The 23,528-nt window shown below is 53.2% G+C and carries 14 protein-coding genes; 5 read left to right on the top strand and 9 right to left on the bottom strand.

The annotated features are described in order from the left end of the window. Positions 1-28: 28 nt before the first annotated feature. The 3 genes from astB to JIN87_RS03785 are packed head-to-tail and all read right to left on the bottom strand — an operon-like array spanning position 29 to position 3,764. Positions 29-1,366, bottom strand: a complete 1,338-nt coding sequence (astB, locus tag JIN87_RS03795) for an N-succinylarginine dihydrolase (protein WP_200354193.1) — start codon at positions 1,364-1,366, stop codon at positions 29-31. A gap of 9 nt (positions 1,367-1,375) precedes the next feature. Beyond that, complete coding sequence (locus tag JIN87_RS03790) at positions 1,376-2,788, bottom strand: aminotransferase class III-fold pyridoxal phosphate-dependent enzyme (protein ID WP_200354192.1); 1,413 nt, start codon at positions 2,786-2,788, stop codon at positions 1,376-1,378. After that, entirely contained in the window at positions 2,781-3,764 is a 984-nt protein-coding gene (locus tag JIN87_RS03785; protein WP_200354191.1) for a cyanophycinase, read from the bottom strand. The genes JIN87_RS03790 and JIN87_RS03785 overlap by 8 nt, the downstream gene beginning before the upstream one ends. A gap of 112 nt (positions 3,765-3,876) precedes the next feature. On the opposite strand from JIN87_RS03785, the gene JIN87_RS03780 reads away from it, so the two are divergent. Beyond that, positions 3,877-4,827 (top strand): isoaspartyl peptidase/L-asparaginase family protein, encoded by a 951-nt coding sequence (locus tag JIN87_RS03780; RefSeq protein ID WP_200354190.1) that lies wholly within the window; start codon positions 3,877-3,879, stop codon positions 4,825-4,827. Positions 4,828-5,108: 281 nt separating this feature from the next. Here the strand turns inward: JIN87_RS03780 and JIN87_RS03775 are convergent, their stop codons facing one another. Next, positions 5,109-8,114 (bottom strand): TonB-dependent receptor, encoded by a 3,006-nt coding sequence (locus JIN87_RS03775; RefSeq protein ID WP_200354189.1) that lies wholly within the window; start codon positions 8,112-8,114, stop codon positions 5,109-5,111. 163 nt (positions 8,115-8,277) lie between these two features. Between JIN87_RS03775 and JIN87_RS03770 the strand changes: the two genes are divergently transcribed. Then, positions 8,278-9,438 carry a response regulator transcription factor gene (locus JIN87_RS03770; RefSeq protein ID WP_200354188.1) on the top strand — a complete coding sequence of 387 codons (1,161 nt, stop codon included), beginning with the start codon at positions 8,278-8,280 and terminating at the stop codon, positions 9,436-9,438. Between the two features lie 126 nt (positions 9,439-9,564). Here the strand turns inward: JIN87_RS03770 and yfcC are convergent, their stop codons facing one another. From yfcC to JIN87_RS03745, 5 genes are all read right to left on the bottom strand, one after another. Further along, the gene (yfcC, locus tag JIN87_RS03765) at positions 9,565-11,145 is read right to left on the bottom strand and encodes a putative basic amino acid antiporter YfcC (protein ID WP_200354187.1); all 1,581 of its coding nucleotides are present in this window, start codon (positions 11,143-11,145) and stop codon (positions 9,565-9,567) included. 16 nt (positions 11,146-11,161) lie between these two features. Next, a complete protein-coding gene (astD, locus tag JIN87_RS03760) occupies positions 11,162-12,616 on the bottom strand; it encodes a succinylglutamate-semialdehyde dehydrogenase (RefSeq protein ID WP_200354186.1) in 1,455 nt (484 codons plus the stop codon). A 5-nt stretch (positions 12,617-12,621) separates the two neighbouring features. Continuing rightward, a complete protein-coding gene (locus JIN87_RS03755; RefSeq protein ID WP_200354185.1) occupies positions 12,622-13,659 on the bottom strand; it encodes an arginine N-succinyltransferase in 1,038 nt (345 codons plus the stop codon). A gap of 6 nt (positions 13,660-13,665) precedes the next feature. Further along, positions 13,666-14,922 (bottom strand): hydrolase, encoded by a 1,257-nt coding sequence (locus JIN87_RS03750; protein WP_200354184.1) that lies wholly within the window; start codon positions 14,920-14,922, stop codon positions 13,666-13,668. Between the two features lie 162 nt (positions 14,923-15,084). Beyond that, the gene (locus JIN87_RS03745; RefSeq protein WP_200354183.1) at positions 15,085-16,662 is read right to left on the bottom strand and encodes an MFS transporter; all 1,578 of its coding nucleotides are present in this window, start codon (positions 16,660-16,662) and stop codon (positions 15,085-15,087) included. Between the two features lie 241 nt (positions 16,663-16,903). Here JIN87_RS03745 and JIN87_RS03740 point away from each other — a divergent pair, with 241 nt between their 5' ends. The 3 genes from JIN87_RS03740 (at position 16,904) to JIN87_RS03730 (ending at position 23,507) form a co-directional block, all read left to right on the top strand. Continuing rightward, positions 16,904-18,916: a glycoside hydrolase family 127 protein gene (locus tag JIN87_RS03740; protein WP_200354182.1), complete on the top strand. Its 2,013-nt coding sequence runs from the start codon at positions 16,904-16,906 to the stop codon at positions 18,914-18,916. 54 nt (positions 18,917-18,970) lie between these two features. Beyond that, positions 18,971-20,569, top strand: a complete 1,599-nt coding sequence (locus JIN87_RS03735) for a sulfatase (protein WP_200354181.1) — start codon at positions 18,971-18,973, stop codon at positions 20,567-20,569. 124 nt (positions 20,570-20,693) lie between these two features. Further along, positions 20,694-23,507 carry a PQQ-binding-like beta-propeller repeat protein gene (locus JIN87_RS03730; protein ID WP_200354180.1) on the top strand — a complete coding sequence of 938 codons (2,814 nt, stop codon included), beginning with the start codon at positions 20,694-20,696 and terminating at the stop codon, positions 23,505-23,507. Positions 23,508-23,528: the final 21 nt, after the last annotated feature.

Genomic DNA, 23,528 nt, shown 5'->3' with positions numbered 1-23,528 from the left:
ATCGATTCTTTAGAGGAAGCACTTTGCTCTAGTTCTGAAACTCGTAAAGGTTGCCGAGTCGAAGGATGCTGGTCAAGTCGTCTAGAGCTGTGCGACACTCAGTCAGGAGTTGCGGGTCAGCAAGGTCCTCGCTACTCAACTCATCCCGGTAATGTTTTTCTACCCATGCGGTTAATTCGTTAAACAAACGATCGTCGAGAAGGACTCGGCCATTCAACGAATCTCGCTCTTCCTGATTCATGACAACGCGTTGACGTAGGCACGCTGGGCCACCTCCGTTTCGCATGCTCTCCTTGAGATTGAGATAGTGAACCTCTCGGATTTGGTTGTCGGAGGCGACGACGATTTTGCCGAGAGCTTGTCTGGTAGCCTCAATTTGCTCGCATTCGGAAGGAGCAATCACCGCGAGTCCTCCTTCGGGCAACGAAACGATCTGGCTATTGAACAGATAGCTGGAAACGGCTTGAGAAAGGGAGACATCCGCTTCTCGGATTTCGATCGGAACGAGCGAGCCGTTGAAGGCCTTGCCCAGTGAGTCGATGGCTCGTGGACCGTCGATGAACGCCTTTTCGTGATAGAGAAGAGTCGAAAGGTGTCCTACGGAAATGACGTCGTTGTGGAATACGCCGGCATCAATAGCCTCCGGTGATTGCTGGAGAAACACCTTTTGCGTTGGAGTGAGACGATGGAGGCGAGCGATCGAGTGTGAGGCTTCCAAGGTTTGTCGAGCTGGGAAACGTGTAGGGCGTGGTAGCGAGTCGCTTTGCGAGGACACACCGTAGACGAAGAGGTGGAGACCTGACTCTCCAAACGAACGCGTGAGACGAGTGTGATTCGCGGCTCCTTCGTCTCGCATTGCCTGACCGCCGTGGAGAGGTTCATGAACTTGAAACTTCGATGTATCCTGAAAAATAGTACGCAGAACAGTGTATGTTTCTTCGGCCTCGATCGCTCTGTGGAGCTTGCTGCTTAAATTGGCTGGTGTGAGATGCAGCTTGCCATCGCTCGTATCGCAGGATGGCGCTACTGTGGCTGCGTTCGCCGTCCACATACTTGAGGCGGAGGACGCTGCAGCGAGGAGACATGGGCAGTTGCGGCTCGCGTACTCGAGTACGTCTTCGTCTTTGCTTTTCTCGATCCCTAGTCGACGCAGCCAATGTACCGATGGTCGTTCGAGCGGAGGGAGAATTGCTTGAGGTACACCAAGTTCGGCTAGGAACTTCATTTTTCCTAGCCCTTGCAACGCGGCGGCCTTAGGCTGTGAAACGGCGCTTTTATTGGCGACGGAGGCGACGTTTCCCTGAGAGAGGCCAGCGTAGTTGTGAGTCGGACCTACCAGTCCGTCGAAATTGATTTCCTGATACATTAAGTTCGTTTACTTCGCGGAGTCCGCTGCTTGTTCGGAGAGACTTTCTTCGAGGATCGAAAGGGCGAGGTCGATGTGCTTCTTCTCGGTAGCTCCAACGGGCCACAAGAAGCGGACCCGGGTGGGTGCACCTCCTGCGATGAATGACATCAGTCCCTTATCGAAAAGGCGCTTAACGAGTGTTTGGGCTTGCTCCGGCTTTCCATCGAAGGGAGTGAAAGCCGTCATCGCTCCGAGTCCGTAAGGACCTGAGACCCAACCCGGATTCTTTTGGCTTATCGCTTTGAGGCCGGCTTCGAAGTGATTTGAGAGTTCGAGGATCTTCCCATCGGCTCCGAAATAGTTTTCCTGGGTCAGTAGATCGACGATACGTTCGCCAACCGCGAGCGAGGTGCTGCTCGAAGTAAAGGTTTGGCTTAGGAGTCCGGGCTTGGGCTTGTGTTCGCTTTTGAACAGCGTCGCGCACGTTTGGCTCGCTTTGCCGAGCCATAGACCATCGATCTCTTGATCAAGGCCAAAGTGCTGGAATGCGTAGAGCCGTGGAGTGCGGGCGAAGGTTTGCACTTCGTCGCAAAGGTTCATGATGCCGTTCTCGCGGCAGACTTGCATGAGCGCTTTGAAGAAGTCTGAAGAACCAGGGTAGAATCCACCTTCTCCTTGAACGAGCTCATAGATGAACGCCGCGTGTTTGCCGGGGTATCGATTAATATGTGATTGAAGGACGGATACGGCTCGTTCTGTTGAGCCTTCAGGATCGTTTTGATCGTAGAACGGAACGTAGTCGACTTCTAGCGTTTGCGGTAGGCCTTGGCGAAATGCGGCTTTGTCAGTGATTTGAGAAAAGGCGAGCGTGCGTCCGGCGAAGCATTTCTCGAATGCGAGCACCCGGTTGGCTGGTTGCTTCGCTTGGAAGGCGATTTTGAGCATGTTTTCGCCTGCCATTACTCCGGTTGAGGAGAGGAAGCAGTGCTGGAAAACGTCGCCGTTTTGATTGGCGTGCTTCAGGAGTTTTTGTGAAAAACGGTAACCCTCGGCATTTTGTTGGAGGTTGCCTTGCATCACGGTGTCGCCCAAGGCTGCACGCAGAGCGGTATCCAGAAGCTCAGGGTGAGAGTGCCCGAAGGGGTGTGCTCCGATTCCATTGATGAAGTCGAGCTTAACGCTGCCGTCGTCTAGCTCCACCAATGGACCATTGCCGATTCCAGAGCCGATGAATGGGAAATAGAGCTTGCCCGCGCGAATCTCGCTGAATTCTGCGAGAGCTTCTTGGTATTCAACTTGGCGGTCGGCTTTAGGTGGAAGGGGCTCAGTGATTTGGCTGGCGTGTGAGGCTACGCGTTCGACTGCGGACTTGAGTGCGTCTTGTAGCTGCGAGTCGGCGAGTAGTTCTTGAGCGACTGTGGATGCGTTTGAATTAGTCATCTTGAGAAAGGGTAATCTGTTTCACTTGGGCATCTAAAATTTGCAGTCGGATTTGTTCTCCGGCTGCAGCGAGAGCCTCTGTGTTGAATGAAATCGGAGTCGGTGTTGCGGTTAGGCGGGTGACATTAGCGCTCGTTCCTTCGATCGAATCATTCGAGAAGGTGTCGATGGTTACGAAGTAGGCGGAACCTCTTCGCGGAGTCATCACCTGAATTGTACCGTCTGTGTCGATACAGAGTGCTGTTGCCTCATCGATGCCGATACCGATTGTGGCTTCTTCTGGATGCTCGAGGGCGCGCTTCCGGAGCATTATTAGAAGCCGTCCCATGCGTGCTCGATCAGAGAAATGGCTATCCGTCAGAACGTTTTCGAGTCCAGGCAGTTTTAGGAAATCATCTTCGAGAGTAATGTATCTATGGTTAGGATACTTCAGAGCGAGTTTCGAGGTGAGGTCGCCATCATGCATAGCGCTGTAACTGATGTGTCCGAGAATTGCCAAACCGGCACTACTGCCGCCAATGGGCTTGCCGGCTTTAACATGTTTGTGGATGAGATCCTCAACGGGAGTGTCTTTCCAGAATCGGACGTATTTGCTTTGATCGCCACCGGCGAGGAATATGAGTTCAGCTTCCTCGATCGTCTTGGCGACTTCGGGGTCGAAGGCTTGTTTACGTTTACGGAAAACGAGGGATTCAACGGAGTCTACGGTTTCACCCAGTTCCGAAAAGAGGTAGGGGTTGTAGCCGTCGCTTCCGCTCGCTCGCAGAACGACCACATCGCCGCCACCTGATTTGCGAAGAAGCCAGCGGAATGCATCGTCAACGTCGCCTCCGCCGCCCATGAGCGCGTATCCACCACTTGTTTGTAGCGCGTTCGCATCGCCCGCGTTGCCCGTGAGATAGCGTTCTGGGCCGCTTGCAGAGCAGGTCAGAATCGTGGCAAAGCCGATGAATAGGGTTGCGACAAGGCGTTTCATTTACCTGATCCTACCACAGGGTGTCCTAAATCCTAGAGGCAGAGTGACCATATACCACTAAAGTTGTATGCGAGAATGGTGTTTGCCTGTTAGGGTAGGGGCGAACAAGTCCATGACTAAGGTAAGCCAAGAAAATCCAATCGCAATCGCTTTACACGGGGGATCCGGAACGATCCTTCCGAGCCATCTTACTCCTGAATTGGAGGCGGCTTATCGAAAGAGCCTTCAGGAGGCTTTGGATTTTGGCTGGAATTGTTTAGCTGAAGGCGGGAGTGCCTTAGACGCGGTGGAAATTGCCGCGAAGTCGCTTGAGGATTGCCCGCTTTTCAATGCGGGTCGTGGCTCAGTGTTTACCGCCAACGAAGAGCACGAGATGGATGCCGCAGTTATGTGTGGTCGAAATCGAGCTGCCGGAGCGGTGGCAGGCGTTAAAACGGTACGTAATCCCGTTTCCCTAGCCCGTGAAGTTCTGAAGGATGGGCGTTATGTGTTTTTGGCAGCCGATGGGGCAGAAGCCTTTGCTGACAGCTGCGATCTAGAACGGGTCGACCCGAAATGGTTTTTCACCGAGGAACGTCACGATCAGTTGAAGGCGGCTCGTGAAGAGGCCGGTATGGTGATGGACCACGATGGCGCCCAGTCGACTAAGTTCGGTACGATTGGAGTCGTGGCCCTTGACCAAAAGGGTGATCTCGCTGCAGCGACTTCGACAGGTGGATTGACCAACAAGCAATTTGGGCGCGTAGGCGATAGTCCGGTTATCGGATCGGGAACCTACGCAAATAATGAAACCTGTGCGGTTTCATGTACGGGCTACGGAGAAGAGTTTATACGTTCTGTGGTCGCTCATGACGTCTCTGCTCGTATGGAGTATCTTAATGAAGATTTGGATACGGCGGCCCGTGCGGTCGTTTTTGAGAAGCTTCCCAAGATCAATGGTATCGGAGGTTTGATTTCCGTGGATGCAAAGGGACATGTAAGCCTGCCGTTCAATACCGAAGGCATGTATCGTGCATGGCGTACGAGTGCCGGCGATTCCGGAGTAGAGATCTTCGGAGAGTAGGGGCTTTGTAGGTCGCCGTGTTGAGGCGACAAGGGGATGGCGGGTCGGCGCCCCGCCCTACAGGTGGGGGATGGGCACGCGCGGAGCGACTGCCGCACCTGAGGCTTTTGAGCAGTTGGACGATTCGTTTGTAGGTCGCCGAGCTGAGGTGACTTGGTGCTGGTTTAGGCAATGACGGAGCATTGCCCTCCGATTTGGGCGATCGGTTTGGAGATGGGAAGACGCAAAAAAGACCGAGCGGTGATCGCTCGGTCTTTGTAATTGAAGAATTGTTACGTGGACTAGTTGCTCCAGCGGAGGCCTAGCCAGCTTGAACGGCCGGCTTCTTCGCGGTAGCGCATACGGGTTGCTTCGTTGCCTTCGAAGGATCGGGAGTCTTCGTCCGTGATGTTTTGCATTTCTAAGAAGACAGTCCACTGCGGTAGGAAGCGGTAGCGAATGCTGAAGTCGATGCGATCACGCTCGGCGATGTAGTCGTCGAGGTTTTTGTCTGCGTCGATACCACCGAAGTCGAGGTAGTCGCTGCTGCGATTCCAAGCGAGTCGGCTGTCGATTCCCCAACGAGCGAAGTTGAGGGCGAGGTTGTAGGTGTGTGGTACTTGCCCGAAGAGCTGTGTTTCGCCGTATTCGAGGAAGAGGTCGCCGTCTGCATCCTCTCTTTGGATACCGTCAACTTCGGAATCAGTATAGGTGTAGTTGCCGGAGAGGCTGAAGCCCTTGAGAGATTCGACGAGGGTGTCTAGCTCGTAGTCAAAGGAGAACTCGAGTCCGAAGACTGTAGCTCCTTCTGCATTGAGGTACTCGCTTACTTCCGCGGTAGAAGGGAAGTAGTCCGGGTCGCTGTCGAGGACATCGCGGCGGAGGCGATAGATATTGTCCTTCATGTCCTTGTAGAACACACCTGCGGAGATGCGGCTGCCGGAGTCGAAGTAGCGATCCATAGAGAGATCGAGGTTGGTCGAGATGACTGGATCTATGTCGGTGCGGCCCTTGATAGCGATGCCGTCATCGTCGTTGGCGGTAGGATCGATATCGGTTGACGGGTTCAACTGACGGAATGATGGGCGAGCCAATGTTTGGTTGATTGAAGCGCGATAGGTCAAATTGTCGTTTGCGTCGTAGCGGACGTGAAGGTGCGGCAAAACGTCTGTGTAGTCGCTTTCACCGGTGATTGGGCGAATGTAGAGCTCGCTGTCTGGATCGGTCTCGTAGAAGTCGCCAGCGTAGGTGTGGACCTTGACGTCGGTGGCTTCGACGCGGACACCGGTGATGACGGTGAGTTTCTCCATTTGGACCTGGGCTTCAACGAATCCGGCTGTGACTTCCTCTTCGAGGTCGTAGGAATTGATGAGGTCGGCACGAGCGTCGCGACTTACGTTTTGGTTGAGGTACCAGTTGGCGTCGCCTTCGTCGCGAAGACCCGCTGCGATAAGGGCTTCTTCCGCTTCGCGAATCTTGTTTGGATCGATCATCGGACCGAAGGCCTGGCCGTTGAGGGCTTGGTCAATTCCGTAGTCTGCGAGGACGCTGCCGTAAATTTGCTCGTCGCCGATCATGACGGAATCGAGTGTCCAGTCTACGTCGGCGGTACGGTAGCGGCGGCGGATGTCGTCGAAATCGCGTTCTGTATTTGTATGTTTGATACCGAACTTGAGGTATCCGGGCTTGTCGCCCCAGAGCATGTCCTTCTTGGCATTGAAGAAGCCAGAGAGGGTTTCGTCGTTGATGATGCGAGTACCGCGGCGGATTTCGAAGACTTCGAATGCCGAGAGTGGAAGAGTGGCGTGGTTGTCTCCGTAGATAGGGGAGTAGGCGTCGCCGTTTTCGAGTTCGAAGCTGTTTTCGAGATAGTTTCCGTCTGCGTCTTCGAATCCGGTGCGGAAGAATGCGCGAAGGTCCTTGTTGGGATCGCCGGCGAAGTCGCCTTCGTTGAAACCAAGACCGTAGTCGATCTCCCAGTCTCCGAGGTGTTGAACAACTTGGGTCGAGAAGGTGAGATTCTCTTGCTCTTCGTAGTAGTCGCGCACTTCGCGTTGAGATCGATCTTCGGATGTGAAGAGGACAGCAGTGTCGCCTTCGAACTCAAGGTCTCCGACGAGGTATGCTGGATCGAAGTTTACTTGAGCTCGCTGGCTGCCTTGGTTGGTTTCTCGGTTTGAGTAGGCGAGGTCTACAGACCATTCGAGATTTTCGCTGGGACGGAAGTCGAAGCGAGCTGTACCACCTTTTGATTCTACGTTATCGAAGGATTCTTCGAGACGGCCGTAACCTGCGAAATAGTCTCCGAGGTCGCGAACGTAAGGGCCGCTTTCGATGGAGCGGAAAAGGTAAGGGCGGTTGCTTTGGTTGAGCGATAGGGCGAGGCCTAGGGTTTCCTCTTCATTGAGCTTGTCAGCCCAAGAAGCGGAGAACTCGTAGGGAGTTTCGTCGTGGGGGTAGTCGCCCTCGTAGTCGTCAGCGAGGCTTTGGTCACCGAACTTGATTTCGGCGGAGGCCTTCATGTCGGCATGATCGAAGGCTGAGCGCGATTTGATGTTGATAGAGCCGCCAATGGAGTCGGCGTCTTGGCTTGGGAGAACGGACTTCGTTACCTCGATGGTGCCGGCACTGTCAGCTGATACCACGTCCATTGGTACGGAGCGGCTGGCACCGTCGAAGTTGGAGACCACGACCTTCTGGCCGTTGATGGAGACCGAGTTAAAGTCGGCGTTCATGCCGCGGATTGTGACGTAGCGTCCTTCGCGTCCTTGGGAGTCCTTTTCGATGTTGATACCGGGAAGGCGTCGAACGGCGTCGGCAACTGTACTATCTGGAAGCTGGCCGAGTTTATCGGAGGAGACGATGTCGAGACGGTTGGCAGCGGAACGCTGGAGACTCGCCGCGCGGTCGGAGCTGGATGGTCCTGCTTGAACCTTGAAGGAATCGAGTTCGAAGATCTCTTCGTCGTCGGCTTCGAGTATGATCTCCAGGGAGAGAGGGGCGTCTGAAACGGTGACAGTGCGGCTGTTGGAGTTGTATCCAAAATAGCTAACAATGAGAGTGTAGTCCCCATGCGGGATCTTGTTGATTTGGAAGCGACCGGAGCGGTCTGAACTTGTTCGGAAGCCGGTGCCGCTCAGGCTGATGGAAGCACCGTCAAGGTATTGGTCGGTGTCGTTGCCGCCGATGGTACCCTTAATAGAACCAAGGGAACTCTGAGCGGACAAGGTCAGGCCTAAACAGCTCAGTGCAAGCGTCAGAACGAGCCCGAGGCGTGCGAGTTTTTGCGTTTTACAGAATGGTATCATGGTTCGGTTTGATTGTGTGTCTGTCGTTTAACTTTGAATTTACCGCGCTTTGCGGGGCGAGCCAAATGGCTGGGCAAAAATGTAGCATAGGGCATTCCGAGTGGCATACATCTAAAGTAGTAAAAAGGCTGGCATTCGACGCGCTAATTCCAAGAGTAAGGAGATGGATAGGCGGAATGAGTCGGGAAGCATGCTAGAGTCCTCGTTTGACGGGAGTATCCTGTCATTGCACGCAGCTATTGATAGGGAAAGCTTGTGGAATGGGGTGCGTGATTTGTTGGCGCACGTGTGCGATTTTAAGCGCATCACGCTCTTTCTTGGGCACCTTGGGATGGGGGATGCTCGCGTGGTCTATACCGAGCCGGAGATTCCTCAACCGAGTCTTTGGTTTGAGCAGCGTGGGGAGTTAAATCCCTTCAGTCCCTGGATCGCAGAGCATGTAGGAGCTCCGTATTACCTTTTTCGCGACATTATAGGCACACCCTCGGAATTCAGAAAAACTGAGTTCTATCAACGCTTTGCCAAGATCGAAGGTTGGGACAAAGGGATGTCGATTATGTTCTGGGAGGGCGAAGAGATGCGAGCGATGTTTTCGCTGTACCGAGGGCCTCGACAGAAGGACTTTACCGAAGAGGAGGTGCAGAAGATTCTCTCAGTGGCGCGACACATCGACATAGCGGTCGCTCGTGTGCAGCGAATCCATCGTGATCAGAATTTCCAAAACGCTTTGCAGTCGTTTACCCGGACCTTGCCGGCGCCGTTGCTTCTGTTGGACTGGCGATTGAAACTCGTATTTGCGAACTTGGCCGCCTACGAGTCAGCGGCGACTTGGAACTTTGGGAAAACGCGAGCCCGAAGCTATAACCCGCGGGAGTGTTTCAGGATTCCAGGGCCAGTACTGGAAGCGACAAACGAATTGAAAGATCGGATACAGGCTATCCGCCCGAAGGAACTGGATAAGCTGATGCCTGGCCCTGTGCTTGTGGAAAATGGGAAGGACCGAAAGCTGAAGGCAAAAGTGAGTCCGGCTTCGTTTAGCCAGTCATCGCTCGCTCGTCCCGGTTTTTTCGTCTTGTTCCAAGAGCCGTTCGATTTGGCGGATGATTTAGAGCCAGAGGTATTGGCGGAACGGAAGCGTCGGGCATTGCAGACTCTAACTCCTGCGGAACGTGAGATTGTGCGTCATATTTGTAAAGGGGAGAGGAATGCTGAGATCGCTCAGAAGTTGAACAAGAGTATCCTCACGGTGAAGACACAGGTGAACTCGATCTTCCAGAAACTCGGTTTGAAAAGCAGAGCGCAGCTTGTCGCGCGGTTGAAGTAGGAGTCTTGTGTAAGGTCGACTTTGGTAGGGCTCGACCGCCGGGCGAGCCGCATTGGGTGTTTGTGCCTTGCGGCGTGCCCGGCGGTCACGCCCTACCTTTCTGAGAACGAATTGGATGCGTTGTCCTCAGTTATATCCGATCGCTACGGCGACTGCCATGAATAGGATGGCGGTTCCGACGAGGGCGAATTGGATTTTGAGGAAGAATCGAAACCAGGTGACGTAGTCGAGTCGAGCGACGGCGAGGGTGCCCATCAATGACGCACTAGTTGGGATGATCAGGTTCGTGAGGCCATCTCCTAACTGAAATGCGAGAACTGCAATTTGGCGGCTTAAGCCAGCGATGTCCGCGAGCGGTGCCATCAGTGGAACTGTTAGAGCAGCTTGGCCTGATCCGGAGGGTATGAAGAAATTCAATACGCTTTGAAAAATGAGCATTCCGATTGCTGATAGTTCGGATGGCAAGGGTGCTATCCATTGGCCTGCTTGATGGAGAAGCGTATTTAGGACGCTGGGTTCGGTGCTGTCGTCCCCGCCGAGAATGAGGACGATACCTTTGGCCATGCCGACAATCATTGCGGCTCCCAGCAACTCGCTCGCTCCTTTTCGGAAGCTTCGGGCGATGTCGTTTAACCCCATCCCACGGAGATGGAAGACGACTCCGATGATACCTGAGATCACGCCGATAATGAAAAACTGGGTAGCGATCTCTGGAATGTAGTATTGGTAGAGGGTGACTCCGAGAATGATCCAGATGACTCCGAGGGCTACGGTCGCGAGAACGAGCGCTTGTCCGAGACTGAAGGACTCCTTGCTTGAGGAAGTCGGTTGGTCTTTGACCGCTTGGTCTCGGAAGTAGGCGTCGCTTTCGTAAGCTCGCGAGGATTGAGGGTTTCGTCGAATGCGTAGGGCGTAGAGCATTACGAAGAGCGTGCAACCAATTGTGAATACGAGCCACATGATGATGCGGAATCCTGCGCCAGAGAGAACCTCCACTTCTGCTAATCCTTGGGCTACGCTAATGTTGAATGGATTCATCCAAGAGGTCGCGAATCCAATTTGAGTGGCCCCGTAGGTTACGAGCACGGCGGTGATGCTATCGTATCCGAGACCGACGAGTAGGGGAGTCACGATCATGGCGAAGGCGATTGCCTCCTCGCTCATGCCGAAGATGGCCCCACCCAAGGAAAAGATCAGGAAGAGAATAGGGACGATCGCGATTTCGTGGCCTTTGGTCTTCTCGATCACTCTCAGAATCCCTACTTCTATTGCTCCGGTACGAGAAATGATGCCGAAGGCGCCACCAATCACGAGAATGAAGGCGACAACGCCGACGGCGGCTCCGTATTTACTGCCCGATGTGATGCCTTCGAAAGCGTAGTTGAAAAAACCGATGTCCGAGTTGGCATCAGAAGGGAAACGGTGAATGCGGGTTGCTCCCATATGAGCCTCGCCCGAGAAAAGGCTTACATTCACCTTCATCGGGTCACCCGCTTCGTCAGTGGCGTAACGGAATGAGTCTGGATCGATGACCGTACGGGTACGTTCTTCGCCATCTTCCTGATACCTGATCTCCTTCATGTCGAAGTAGCCTGCCGGAATGATGTAGGTTGCAACTGCGGCCAAAGCGATGACGAAGAAGATTATGATGTAGGCATCCGGCATCTCCATGGAGCGGATACGTTTAAGCATGGGAACTTTGGACATGGGTAATGGAGATTCGTTAAGCGGGACGAAGGCCAGGTGGGAGAGCTCCCGCTTCTATTTCTGAGGATTCAAGACTTGCGACTGCGTAGGAGCAATAGTCGGCTGCGAAGAATCCGCTGGGACGATGGTTGCCGCTGAGTCCGATGCCGCCGAAAGGCGCAGCGCCGGAAGCTCCAGTGAGTGGCTTGTTCCAGTTGATGATCCCAGCTCGTACCTCTCTGTGGAAAGTCTTGTAGAGCTCTTGGTCTTGAGAGATAAGTCCCGCCGCGAGGCCGTAGTTCGTATTGTTTGCTTCCGAGACCGCCTCTTCGAAGGTGCTAACTCGTTTTACCTGCAGTAGTGGTCCGAAGATTTCCTCGTCGGGAAGGTCCCTCAGTTCCGTCACATCGATCAAGCCGGGGCTCACTAGACCTGTATTCTCCTCGAGAATACGGCAGGATCTAATTGGATTGGCTCCCTTGTCGGTAAACTCCGTTTGCTTTTCGATGAGGGAAAGAGCGGTATCGGGGCTGATCACCGGTCCCATAAATACCTCAGGGGATGCGTATGCGGAGCCGACTCGTATCTCATCAATTGCAGCGCTGAGTTGATCGATCACGCTTTGACCGAAGCTGTTATCTGGAATGATGAGGCGGCGCGCGCAGGTACAACGTTGTCCGGCGGTAACGTATGCGCTTTGCAAAATGAGATCGATTGCAGTTTCGACATCCGAGCTATCCCAGACGACGAGCGGATTGTTTCCGCCGAGTTCGAGAGCTAGTATTTTGTCTGGATGCTCGGCGTAGCGTTTTCGGAAGTGTTCGCCGAGTTTCGATCCTCCGGTAAAGAGAAGTCCGTCGATCTGTTCGTGCTCAGCCAAGGCCGCTCCGGTCTCGCCGTCGCCTTGAACGATGTTGAGAACACCCTTGGGAAGTCCCGCTTGTTCCCAGCATTTACCCATGAGTTGGGCGGCGAGGGGAACACGTTCACTTGGTTTGAATACGATCGTATTGCCCGCGAGCAGGGCAGGCACGATGTGCCCGTTGGGTAGGTGGGCGGGAAAGTTGAAGGGACCTAAAACGGCGAGAACACCATGAGGGCGGAAACTGACTCTGCTCGGGGCAGATCCGAAGGACGCACAGCGTTGAGCGTAGGCTTTGATGGAGAGGGCGACTTTGCCTGCGACCGCTTTTGCCTCTTGTCGAGCTTCCCATAGGGGTTTGCCGGCCTCGGATTGAATCGCTGCTGCGATTTGATCTTCGTGCTCTGAGACGATCTCAGCGTAGCGTTGAAGGATGCTTTCGCGTTCTTGCAGCGAAGTGTTGGACCACTCTGCGAAAGTGCCTCTAGCGGCAGCTACGGCCTTGTCTACCTGCTCACTGCTCGCGGCTTGCCAAGCCGTTCTCTCTTTGCCGGTGGAAGGATCTACTGAGAGTTGAGAGCGTTCGCTCGCACCTTCTTCCCAGTCACCTGATATGAAATTCTCGATCATTGAACTTATGATTTAGGAAATAAGGGTGTCAGCCATACGGTGTCGCCCGCTTGGAGCCCTAGGCTGCTAGCTGCAACTTCTGAAAGTGAGCAACTGTCTTCCTGTGTATCTGCAGAAGTAATACACGCTTTATAGTCGAGCTGCCCATTGGCGGCTAGCCACGGTGAATTCGAAAGTTCGCTTTCAGGAACTAAGCTTTCGATTTCGTACGAACGTGCTTCCTTGAGGCAACGAACTGAACCTCGGCTTGCTTGGAGGATCGGTCCTGCATCGAAGATATCAACCTCTTCGATTGCCTCGAAACCTTCCCTTTCAAGGATAGCTTTCGCTGGGGCGGTGTGATTGTGGACTCGACCGATGACTGACTGAACCTCTTGGGGAAGCAGCTCGGTATAGAGCGGATGGCGTGGCATGAGGTCACGGATGAAACTCTTGTTACCCAATCCGCTTAGAAAGTCCGCCTCGCTGAACTCCTGTTCAAAGAAGGGCTTCGCGACTTGCTCCCAAAAAGGAGATTTCCCTTGTTCGTCCAAAAAGCCTCTTAGTTCGGCGAGGATCTGAGAGCGAAAACGTTTTGGGAAACGGGCGATAAAGAGGAAGCGTCCGAGGGATAGCAGGCGTCCCAACCCGGAGTGGCGGCAATCGGGGCGAAGGTAGAGACTACCGATTTCAGTGGGGCCGTCGTGGCTTGCCTTGAGGGTGAGAGTCGGATGCGACTTTTCGAGTTTGAGATCCGCGTTGGCGAAATTCTCTCGTTCGATTTTGTAGGTGTAGAACGGCTGGAAGCCACCCACTCTGGCGATGATGGCGGATGTGCCGACGATGCCTTCCGGGCCTTCCAGAACAAAAAGGTACTGCTCGTCGCCCGCTTGGTCAATATTCGGATAGAATGCCCGTAGTGATTTGTGGATACGTTTCTCGAGAAACTCTTTATCCTGTGGAATCGAGGTGATGGAGTCTGTCAGGTGGCTGACGAGATCTACCAGGCTAGGGAGATCCTCAAGCTTGGCCGGTCGTAGAACGTATGCGCTATTGGGTTCCATGTGATGTTAAGAGGGCGAGTGCTCGCTGTCTTGAGAGGTTGAGCGAGGGAACTCGAACTTCCCGCTGCTTAAATTGACTAGGAATGAGGCGACGAGTTGAGCACGGCTGACAAGGCTGGAACACTCTATGTACTCCTGTTCGCTGTGGATGTGAGCTCCGATGGCTCCTAGGTTGTCGATGTTAGCTAAGCCAGCCGCTTGGAGAATATTGCCATCAGAGGCACCCCCGGTGTCTTTCCAACTGAGTTTTTCGCCCATGCCGGAGGCTGTGTTGTCCCAAGCGCTCATGAGATGTTCTAGTTTGGCGTCAGCCTTTTTTGGCGGGCGGGTAAAGCCACCGGTAAGAGAGAGGGAACATCCTGTCCGTTTGCCGGTTTCGTTGGCGTGTTTTTCGAGTCCGTCAAGGATCGCTTGCTCAGCTTGGCTGTCGCTTGCTCTCAAATTGATTTTCGCACTGGCTCGGTCGGGAACGACGTTGACAGCTCCGCCGCCCTGAGTCTGGGCTACGTTGATGATTCCGCCAGGAATTGAGTCGTTCAGCTCGTGGGCTAAGTTAATAAATCGGGAAAGGGCTACTATGGCGTTTTTGCCTTTCTCAAAATCGCGTCCTGAGTGAGCCGCTTTCCCCTGGACCTCTACTTCCACGAGACCAGTGCCCATTCGGTTTCGGATTAGTGAGCCGTCGGGTAAGGAGGATTCGAATACGATTCCGATATCATTCTCGCGGGCGGATTGCTCTAGTAGCTCGCGACTCTTGTGGGATCCTATCTCTTCGTCGAAGGTGATCAGGATTTCCCAGGAAAGCTGGTTGGCAAACTCGGTTTCCAAAAACGCTTTGAGTGCGGCGAAGAGGATTACGATGCCGCCTTTCATGTCGGTGACCCCTGGACCGTTTATGGTTTTTCGGTCTACGGAGAAGGAGCAGGTTTGAAAATTGCTCTCCGGTTCGTAGACGGTGTCGAGGTGACCGTTCAGGAGGACACGTGGCGTGTTGGGCGTGATGTGTCGCCAGCGGAGAGCGAGGAGTTCGCCGTTTTGGGGATTCGTTAGTCGTTCTACCGGATTGGGAATGAAGCCCTCGACAGATTCGATTACCGCATTAGCCACCAGATGGTGGCCGTCTGGATTGTACGATCCGGAGTTGATATCCGCCAAACGTACCAATTGCTCCACGAGTTCCGCTTCGCGTTGGGCGAGCGAACGACGAACCTCCCGGCAAGCAGGGTGTTCTTCGAAGCATTGACTGTTCTCGAGGCGACTCATTCTCACAGCATTCTTGACCGTAAACAAGGCGCCAAGCACAAGTGGCACAGTCGCTCTGACTTTACACCTAAAGTTGTATGCTGTCGAGGGGGAGAGTCGCGAAAGACGCTCCCTAATAGGTACTTGTCTCGCGGAGTCTGTATGGAGACTCCACGATCTGAGCTACTTCGAGCCGAGTCGTTCGATTTCGACTTCGATTTCCTCGATAGACTTACCCTTGGTTTCAGGGGTGAGTTTAGCGAGGGCGATCATCCCGAAAAAGCAGAAGGCTCCGTAGATGAAGAAGGTGGTGGTGGATCCAAGTGTCTCCACCTGGATGGGGTAGAGTTGAGGAACGACGACCCCACCGAAGACAGAGGTGACGAAGGCACAACCCGTGATAGAGAGGGCTCTGACCTTCGTCGGGAAAAGCTCGGAGAATAGGATCCAAAGGATCGGGCCGGCTGAGAAGCTGAAAGCGCAGGCGAAGACGATGATTGCTGTCAGAACGAGTAGGGCGTTCATGGATACTCCATGGTTGAACACAGGACCTTCGATCGTACGATATTCGTCCGCTGTGACGAGTTGCATCAGCTCGGTTTTGAAAGTGAGCTCATCTTGGAAAACTTTACCTTCGATGGCTTGGAGCTTTGCTGGGTCGATCTCTTCTGAAACAGCAGCGATCACTTCAGGGGTAACCGAATAGGTGGCGGAACCGAAGCCGTAAGCGATAACGAACCAGGATAGGGCGCAGGCGGAAAGCCCGCCGATGAGAATTTTGCGGCGCCCGATCTTGTCGATAAGGAAAAGGGCGAGAAGCGTGAAGAACATGCTGATGAAGTTTACGATCATCTGATCGTAGAGCTTCGTTTCGCCGCGGCCTGCGTATTCAAAGATCTGAGGCATGAAGGATTGGAGCGCGTTCATGCCTGTCCATGGTTGTACGATGGCAAGGATGAGCCCGACGTAGAGAGCGATCTTCAGCTTCGGCGAGAAGAGCAGCTTCGCTTGTTGGGCGTAGTTGAGACTGTGGTGGGTGTCTTTGAGATTGAGGACGATTTGATCGAACTGCTCTTGAACTTTGTCGGGATCGGTGATGCGTGAGAGGACTTTTTTCGCCTCGTTGACCTTGTCGTTCAGAATAAGCCAACGAGGGCTTTCTGGGACTTTGAGAAGGAGTAGAAACCAAATGACCGCCGGGATGGTCTCGATCCCAAGCATCCAACGCCAAGCCGTGTCCTCGTTGAGAGCGATTAAGCTAGCCCAGGCTGGGGAGGATGCGGCGGAGTTGGCGATCAGGAAATTCAAGCCGGAGGCTGCGAAGGTGCCGATGGCGATGTTGAATTGGTTCGCGCCCACGAGTTTCCCTCGAATGGCTGGGGGGGCGATTTCACCAATGTACATGGAGGCCATGGAAAGGGAGGTGAAGGCGAGCCCGCCGATCAGGCGAAATGCGAACAAACTCCAAAGTCCAGCAGCGAGGGCGGAGCCTATTGCGGAAACGGTGTAGAGGGCTGCGATTAGGAGGAGCGTCTTCTTTCTTCCAAATCGGTCGCTGATGTAACCGGCGAAAAGCAGAGCGGCGAGGGCTCCCCAACCAGGTCCGGAAGCGATGAGGCCGATTTCGGCAGCGCTGAGCCCGAACTGGATTTTAGTATACTGGAAGGTGCCGGCGATGAGGACGAGATCGAGTCCGAAAACGAATCCGCCGAGAGCGACGATTAGGGAGTAGAAGAACGCGTTGCGATGGGCTTGGGACATAGGTGAGGCTCTAGGTAGGTAGGGATTGGGTGCTTGTTGAGCGAACTCTCGCAGGAAAGTGTGTATTGCGCGCAATAGGTCAACCTGCAAAGGGCTGAATGAGTTAAGCGAAATTGAGAGATCATTTGGGTATTTTCCCAAATTTCCGGGTGAGGTTTTTCTTCGAGAGGCAATTGCTTGGTGTTGATGGGCACGCCCTCGGGAAGGGCCTGTTGGCAGAGACCTCAAGTTACTCCCAGATATGAAACTCTCATTGTTTGTCACCCTCGGCCTGATTCTTTCCCAAGTTGTTGCAGCGCAAGAGCATGGGATCGCAGATAATGCGGAAAGTCCGCATGTCAAACTGCGAAGTATCAACATCGGCGACTGTGTCTGGACGGAGGGATTTTGGGCCGACAAGTTCAAACTTGCTGAAGAGGTGATGGTTCCCCACATGGGCGAAATCCTGAAGGGCGACATCGGAGGAGCGTACAACAACTTCAAGATCGCCGCGGGCCTTCAGGAAGGGGAGCACTTCGGTACCAACTGGCACGACGGAGACTTCTACAAGTGGATGGAGGCGGCGACTTACATCTACGCAGTTAACAAAGACCCAAAGATTCTGGCCGATTTAGATGAGATCATTGAGGTGATTGCGACTGCTCAAGAGTCTGATGGCTATCTTCATACCAAGAATCAAATCAAGGGTATCGAACGATTCTCCAATAGACAGCTCCATGAAATGTATAATGCGGGGCATCTGTTTTATGCTGCCTGTATCCACAATCGCGTCACAGGGCAGAGTAACTTCCTGGACATCGCGATCAAGCACGCGGACTTTCTCTACAAAACTTTTGTCCCGTGTCCGCCTGAGCTAGCCCGCATCGGCTTCAATCAGACGAACATCATTGGGCTCGTCGAATTGTATCGGACAACGAAGGACAAGCGTTACCTGACTCTTGCTCAGCATTTCATCGATAACCGGGGCGTGAATAAGAACGACGGGACTGAGGCGGTTTCGCACCATACGAAAGGCGACATGGCTCAAGACCGAACTCCATTTCGGAAAGAAAAGCATGCGGAGGGACATGCGGTGCTTGGGATGTATCTGTATTCGGGCGCGGCTGACGTTTATGCGGAAACCGGAGAGAAGGCCTTGCTTAGATCGCTCGATCACATTTGGCACGACGTGGTAGACCGGAAGATGTATGTGACAGGCGCGATTGGCCAGACCCATCACGGAGCATCCTCGCACGTAGATTTCGTTCACGAGGCATTTATTGACGAGTACATGATGCCCAACGCGACAGCGTACAACGAAACCTGTGCGAACGTATGCAATGCCATGTTTAATTGGCGTATGATGGGGCTGAAGGGCGAATCCAAGTACGGTGACATTATAGAGCTTGTGCTCTACAATAGTGCTCTATCCGGTATCAGCTCTGAGGGTACACATTACTTTTATACTAACCCGCTTCGCCGTACGGCGAGTCAACATCTTGGTAAGACCGACTACGCGACTCGGACGCCCTATATCCCTTGCTTTTGCTGTCCTCCGAATTTGGTTCGCACCATTGCCAAGCTTTCAGGATGGGCTTATAGCCTGTCTGACAATGGAGTTGCCGTAAATCTCTATGGTGGCAACAAACTGGATACAAAACTACTCGATGGCTCTCCGATTAAGCTGAAGCAGGACAGTCGATATCCCTGGAACGGATCTGTGCGAATCGAGATCGAAGACTGTAAGGCGGAAGCTTTCGACGTTCAGCTTCGTGTTCCACAATGGGCAAACGGAGCAACGCTCAAAGTAAATGGAAAGAAGGTAAAGGCAGTGGTTGAGCCTGGTCAGTTTGCGGTGTTGAAGCGTAAGTGGAAAAAGGGTGATGTAATCAAACTTGAGTTGCCGATAGAAACGAAACTCTTGGCCGGTCACCAGCGGATCGAAGAAGTACGTAACCAAGTGGCGATTAAACGAGGTCCGGTCGTATACTGTCTCGAAACCTCTGACCTACCCAAAGGGACTGGTGTTTTGGATGTTTACCTGCCGGCTGACCTAGAGCTGGATGCAGAGTATAAAGCGGACTTTCTAGGAGGGATGACAACGCTGAGCGGTCAGGCCCTGTTGGATACAAGCGACAAGTCGGACCGCATGTACTACGAATTCAGAAAACCAGCGCTAGAAGCGATCGAGACTAAGTTTATACCGTACTTTGCTTGGAGCAATCGAGGAGAGTGTGAGATGAGTGTTTGGTTGCCGCTTGCTTGGGATCGTTAGTTGAGTGTAGTGTCCCGAACCTGATCGTTTCTTTCTTTTTCAATTTTGTGCCTAATGAAAAAGCCCCTCATATCCCTAATCTGTTTAGCTGTCGCTGCTTTGAGCGCAGCTGAAGAACGACCAAATATACTGTTTATCGCGATTGACGATCTTCGCCCCGAGCTCGGGTGTTACGGTTCTGAAATCGCTATCAGTCCAAACCTGGACGCTCTTGCGGCTGACGGTTTGCTATTCAATCGAGCCTATTGCCAGGAGGCTATTTGCAGTCCTTCTCGAGCTAGCATCATGACAGGTGCGCGGCCGGATACGATTGGGGTTGTCGAAAACTACACTTATTTCCGCGATGCTAATCCTGACATCGTTACGCTACCACAGCACCTGATCGCTCAAGGATACGAAGCGGTACACAGCGGAAAGATCTACCACGGAAAGTTCAACGATCCCGAAAAGTCATGGAGTCGCACGCCGGCCAAGAAGCGAGTGCCCAAGAAGACAGTGGGCGGATTCGCGCTTCCTGAGAACCGAGCGATCGCCAAGGAGAAAAGGGAGCGGCTCGGGAAAGATGCTCATAGCGCGCTGCTGAAGGGGCCTGCCTATGAGAGTGCGGATGTACCGGACAATGCATATGAAGATGGATACGCGACCGATTTGGCGATTGGGACCTTGCATGACATGTTGGAGAAAGGGCAGAAACCATTCTTCCTCGGGCTCGGTTTCAAAAAGCCGCACTTAGATTTTGTCGCGCCCAAGCGGTATTGGGATTTGTACGACAGAGATTCTATTCCATTGGCAAAGAACCCAAAGGCTCCAGAGGACGGTGCGGCAATGGGCTTGCATGCGTCTTTCGAGCTGCGAACACGCCATGGTATTCCTAAGTACGGTGACATCGACGACGAGCTCGCTCGAACGCTGCTTCATGGTTACCTCGCCTGTGTTAGCTATGTGGATGCGCAGATTGGCCGGATGATAAACGAGCTAGAAGAGGTGGGAGAGCGTGATAACACGATCATTATTGTTTGGGGAGACCACGGTTGGCACCTCGGTGACATGGGGATCTGGGGGAAAGCGACCAACTACGAAATTTCAGCACGCGTGCCATTGATGATTTGGACACCGGACATGCCTGCGGGAAGTCGTGGCAAGACGACGGATGCTCTCGTTGAGCTTGTCGACATGTATCCAACTCTATGCGACTTGGTAGGAGTCGATATTCCTGAGCATGTGGAGGGGCATAGTTTCAAGCCATTGCTTGAGGATCCCGATAGGAGCTGGAAGACTGCGGCGTTTAGTCAGTATCCAAATCCCGCCTTGCGTGAGTGGGCGGCGAATCCATTGACCGAAGATATGCGTGAATTGTTTTTCGGACCCCTGATCGAGGATGTGGAAGCGAAGATTATTGAGCAGCAGAAAGATCGTTGGGATCGAGAGCTTTTCGAAAAACACCTGATGAGCTACACGATGCGTACCGATACGCACCGTCTTGTCCTCTGGAAGGACTATCGGAACTTGGACGCGGAGCCGATTTTTGTGGAGCTGTACGATCATGATCAGGACCCGGATGAAACTAAGAATATCGCTGCGGATAGCCCAGAGCTCGTTGAGGCGTTAATCGCTCAATTTGATAAAGGCTGGAAGGGCAGTTTGCCGAACTGAAGGCAGCGGCCGTAACTGGTTGCTCAGAGGTGAGTTGCTGGAGTGGGTGCATGCACTTGCTTCTTTATGTGAGATTTTACCTGGGAGGGGAATAGACAGGTGAACAATGCCAATGCCCCTCTCTATGAGCTCAGCCAAAATTTCCGCTTTTGCTTTACTCCTGTTAGTCGCCTTAACAGCGACTCATGGCCGTGGAGTCGTGAGCTACGATACGGGATATACCGTGTCCAAGGTCAGTAGTGCGGCTACGGAAGAAGGGTCGTATGTTGTCGCAAGCAGTTATGAGGGAACCCTTTTAGGGATTGGTTTTGATGGGAGTACTCTTTGGGAGAATCCACTCTCGGGTTTGATGAACTACGATCTCTGGACGGGGGATCTGTCCGGAGATGGAAGCGATGAGATCTTAGCTGCGAACGCGGATGGAGCAGTCTATTGCCTCGATCGCTTAGGAAGGACGCTTTGGAGCTTCCAGCCGAGCGAAACGCCGATGATTTCCGTTTGTGTGGTGAAGGACAGGAAAGGGAGCCAATACATTGCCTGTGGCGGAACGGATTTGAATTTCTATTGGCTGTCGAGCGATGGAGAACTGCTGAAAACGGTGCCATCCTCTTCCTACGAAAGCGGCATGCGTCCCAGCAAGAAATGGGCGGATGACGGAACGCTTACCTACAATGTTCACTCGGTGAACTTCCTGCGAGCGATTCCGCAGGCAGACGGTTCGGATGTGCTGCTGATGGACGGAACGCTGACCAACAACACCAAGAGTGCGATGTTTTTCAAATTTAAGCCGCTCGCAAGCAAGCCGTATAAGCGTTTCAATACGGGGCATGGGTATTCGCCTATCGGAGACATGCGAGTGCGTGATCCGGACGGTGACGGAACCTTTGAGACTCTTGTCGGGACCTCGGCGACTCAACACCGAATCACTCTTGGAGTCTACGATGCTGAGAAAGACAAGATCCGAAAGTTCCGCTTGCAGTCGGTGAAGAAGAACTTGGGCTTTGGGTATCGTGTAGTGCAGACGGAGACCATTCCAGACGGCGGCTCGTTTCGTTACTTTGTCCTAGCAGGGGAGCACGTTTTGCTTGTGCAACCTTCTCTAGATCCCAAGTCGACGGAAGTCATCAAAGGCACCTACGCTTACAACGACCTCTACAAGGATCCGAAGACTGGAAAATTGATCCTAGCCAGCTCTCAGAGCGGAGGAAGTTGTATTCACATCGTGGATGTGGAAAAGAAAAACTGGAAGCGAGAGTTCGCACAGCTCGAACCCCCGGGTTCGATTCGATCAATCCTTGAGAACACCGAACGGTTACACTCTCAGTTAGATGAGTTCACTAAGCCTGATTGGGAACCTCAGTCAGCTTCTACCTACATTATGTCCCCGCCGAAGGGGATTGACTCCGTTGTGAAGGAACTTAAGGCGTATCCAGATTCTCCTGCCTTTCTTGGATATGCCCATATGAAGGGCCGTGAACTTTGGGATCGTTCTGTTCTTGGGCACGAAACATGGGAGGAGCTTCGTGACGCGCGACAGAAGTACAACCAAAGCCACGAAGACGTGGTGGATCAGATGGTCTCAAGCTATTCGGAGGATGGTTTTTGTACCTGGGGCGGGCATGGGACAGATCCGTATTTTTATTCGCCAGAGACGTTTAGGAAAGTGATTGATGCAGGCGAGGGACGTCAATCGGTCTTTATATGGCCGGAGCTAACTATCGTACACAAAAAGGACTTCCCATTTGTTATCGATAATCTGTTTGCTCCACTGGCTGAATACGCAGCCGAGAACAACTCTCGGGTGTTCCTGAGGAACAAGCATAACTTCTGGTTGGGTGATATTCATCAGCCGATTTGGTCGCGCTTCCTTTCGGGGGAATTTGCAGATGTGGCGATTCCGTCAATGGAAGAGACTGCGGATATGACGATGGAGCTTAGCCTCGCGGGACGTCTCGGCGTTTGGGCGAGCGGGTCTTTTGATAGTTGGGGAACGCGTTGCGCTCGTGACAATCCTTGCTTTACCCGGGCGAGGCAGTTTGGGCAGCAAAACTTGCCGAATCACTTCTTGCGGAACGCGGTGTTCCATGTGTCCTACGGGGCTCAATACATCAACAACTTCAATATCAAATCCGATTACTCGGATTACATGCAGGTGTTGTGGGAGCTGATCGCCAAAAGTGCCTTATATGTGCCGCGCCGGGAAGAGATAGTAAGCTTTTCTCCTGTGCATTTAAGCATGACTGAGCCTGATGATCGCTTTATCCGCGAAGGGCACGCGACTACAACCACGATTCGTTACGACAAGGATTTCCATCCAAACAATCCGTACGTGATTGGTCGCCTCGATGGCGCTTGGCCAGGGGCGAAGACGACCGAGTGGGATTTCTCTAGATACGCGGCAGGTGTTGATGATCGACGACAGAATTTCCTGGCCCCTTACAGCGATGGTTTGGTCCTTATTACGCCACCGCAGGAGGGAGCGATGGCGGATCGCGGTGCGCCTAGAGGTAAGTTGGGCGATAAGCTACACCCGATGTATCGTGATATTCTGGTGGAGCACTTTACCGATGGACGCAGCTATTTTTCTAAGGATGGACAGACAAGGTACCCGGCTGATGAATACTATGGACGAGTCGTTTCGGACATAGAAGAGCGTGCTAAAGCTTTACCGATAACGGTATCGGGGGATGTTGCTTGGGTGGTTGCCCAGACAGCTCCTAAGCACTTGCGGTTGACCTTGATCGATGGCGGATACCTGAACCCGTCGGATAAGGTGGCAAAGATCACGTTTGGATCGGTGGAGCCAACCCAATTGACCGATCTGTTGAGCGAAGAACGAGTACCTGTCGCTGGACGGAAAACGGTAGAGTTAGAAGTACCGTGTGGCTTGTTCCGATTTATCGACGTGGAACTCGCTGAGGATTGGACAGGGAAATAGAATTATAGTAGGAGATTGGAG

Origin of the sequence: Pelagicoccus mobilis (assembly GCF_016595505.1) — a bacterium.
Lineage (GTDB): Bacteria > Verrucomicrobiota > Verrucomicrobiia > Opitutales > Opitutaceae > Pelagicoccus > Pelagicoccus mobilis.
This window is presented reverse-complemented; position numbering and strand designations above follow the sequence as displayed.

Coding starts and splice junctions, on each gene's coding strand:
- astB (WP_200354193.1), bottom strand. CDS start 1,366: ATGTATCAGGAAATCAATTTCGACGGACTGGTAGGTCCGACTCACAAC.
- JIN87_RS03790 (WP_200354192.1), bottom strand. CDS start 2,788: ATGACTAATTCAAACGCATCCACAGTCGCTCAAGAACTACTCGCCGAC.
- JIN87_RS03785 (WP_200354191.1), bottom strand. CDS start 3,764: ATGAAACGCCTTGTCGCAACCCTATTCATCGGCTTTGCCACGATTCTG.
- JIN87_RS03780 (WP_200354190.1), top strand. CDS start 3,877: ATGACTAAGGTAAGCCAAGAAAATCCAATCGCAATCGCTTTACACGGG.
- JIN87_RS03775 (WP_200354189.1), bottom strand. CDS start 8,114: ATGATACCATTCTGTAAAACGCAAAAACTCGCACGCCTCGGGCTCGTT.
- JIN87_RS03770 (WP_200354188.1), top strand. CDS start 8,278: ATGGATAGGCGGAATGAGTCGGGAAGCATGCTAGAGTCCTCGTTTGAC.
- yfcC (WP_200354187.1), bottom strand. CDS start 11,145: ATGTCCAAAGTTCCCATGCTTAAACGTATCCGCTCCATGGAGATGCCG.
- astD (WP_200354186.1), bottom strand. CDS start 12,616: ATGATCGAGAATTTCATATCAGGTGACTGGGAAGAAGGTGCGAGCGAA.
- JIN87_RS03755 (WP_200354185.1), bottom strand. CDS start 13,659: ATGGAACCCAATAGCGCATACGTTCTACGACCGGCCAAGCTTGAGGAT.
- JIN87_RS03750 (WP_200354184.1), bottom strand. CDS start 14,922: ATGAGTCGCCTCGAGAACAGTCAATGCTTCGAAGAACACCCTGCTTGC.
- JIN87_RS03745 (WP_200354183.1), bottom strand. CDS start 16,662: ATGTCCCAAGCCCATCGCAACGCGTTCTTCTACTCCCTAATCGTCGCT.
- JIN87_RS03740 (WP_200354182.1), top strand. CDS start 16,904: ATGAAACTCTCATTGTTTGTCACCCTCGGCCTGATTCTTTCCCAAGTT.
- JIN87_RS03735 (WP_200354181.1), top strand. CDS start 18,971: ATGAAAAAGCCCCTCATATCCCTAATCTGTTTAGCTGTCGCTGCTTTG.
- JIN87_RS03730 (WP_200354180.1), top strand. CDS start 20,694: ATGAGCTCAGCCAAAATTTCCGCTTTTGCTTTACTCCTGTTAGTCGCC.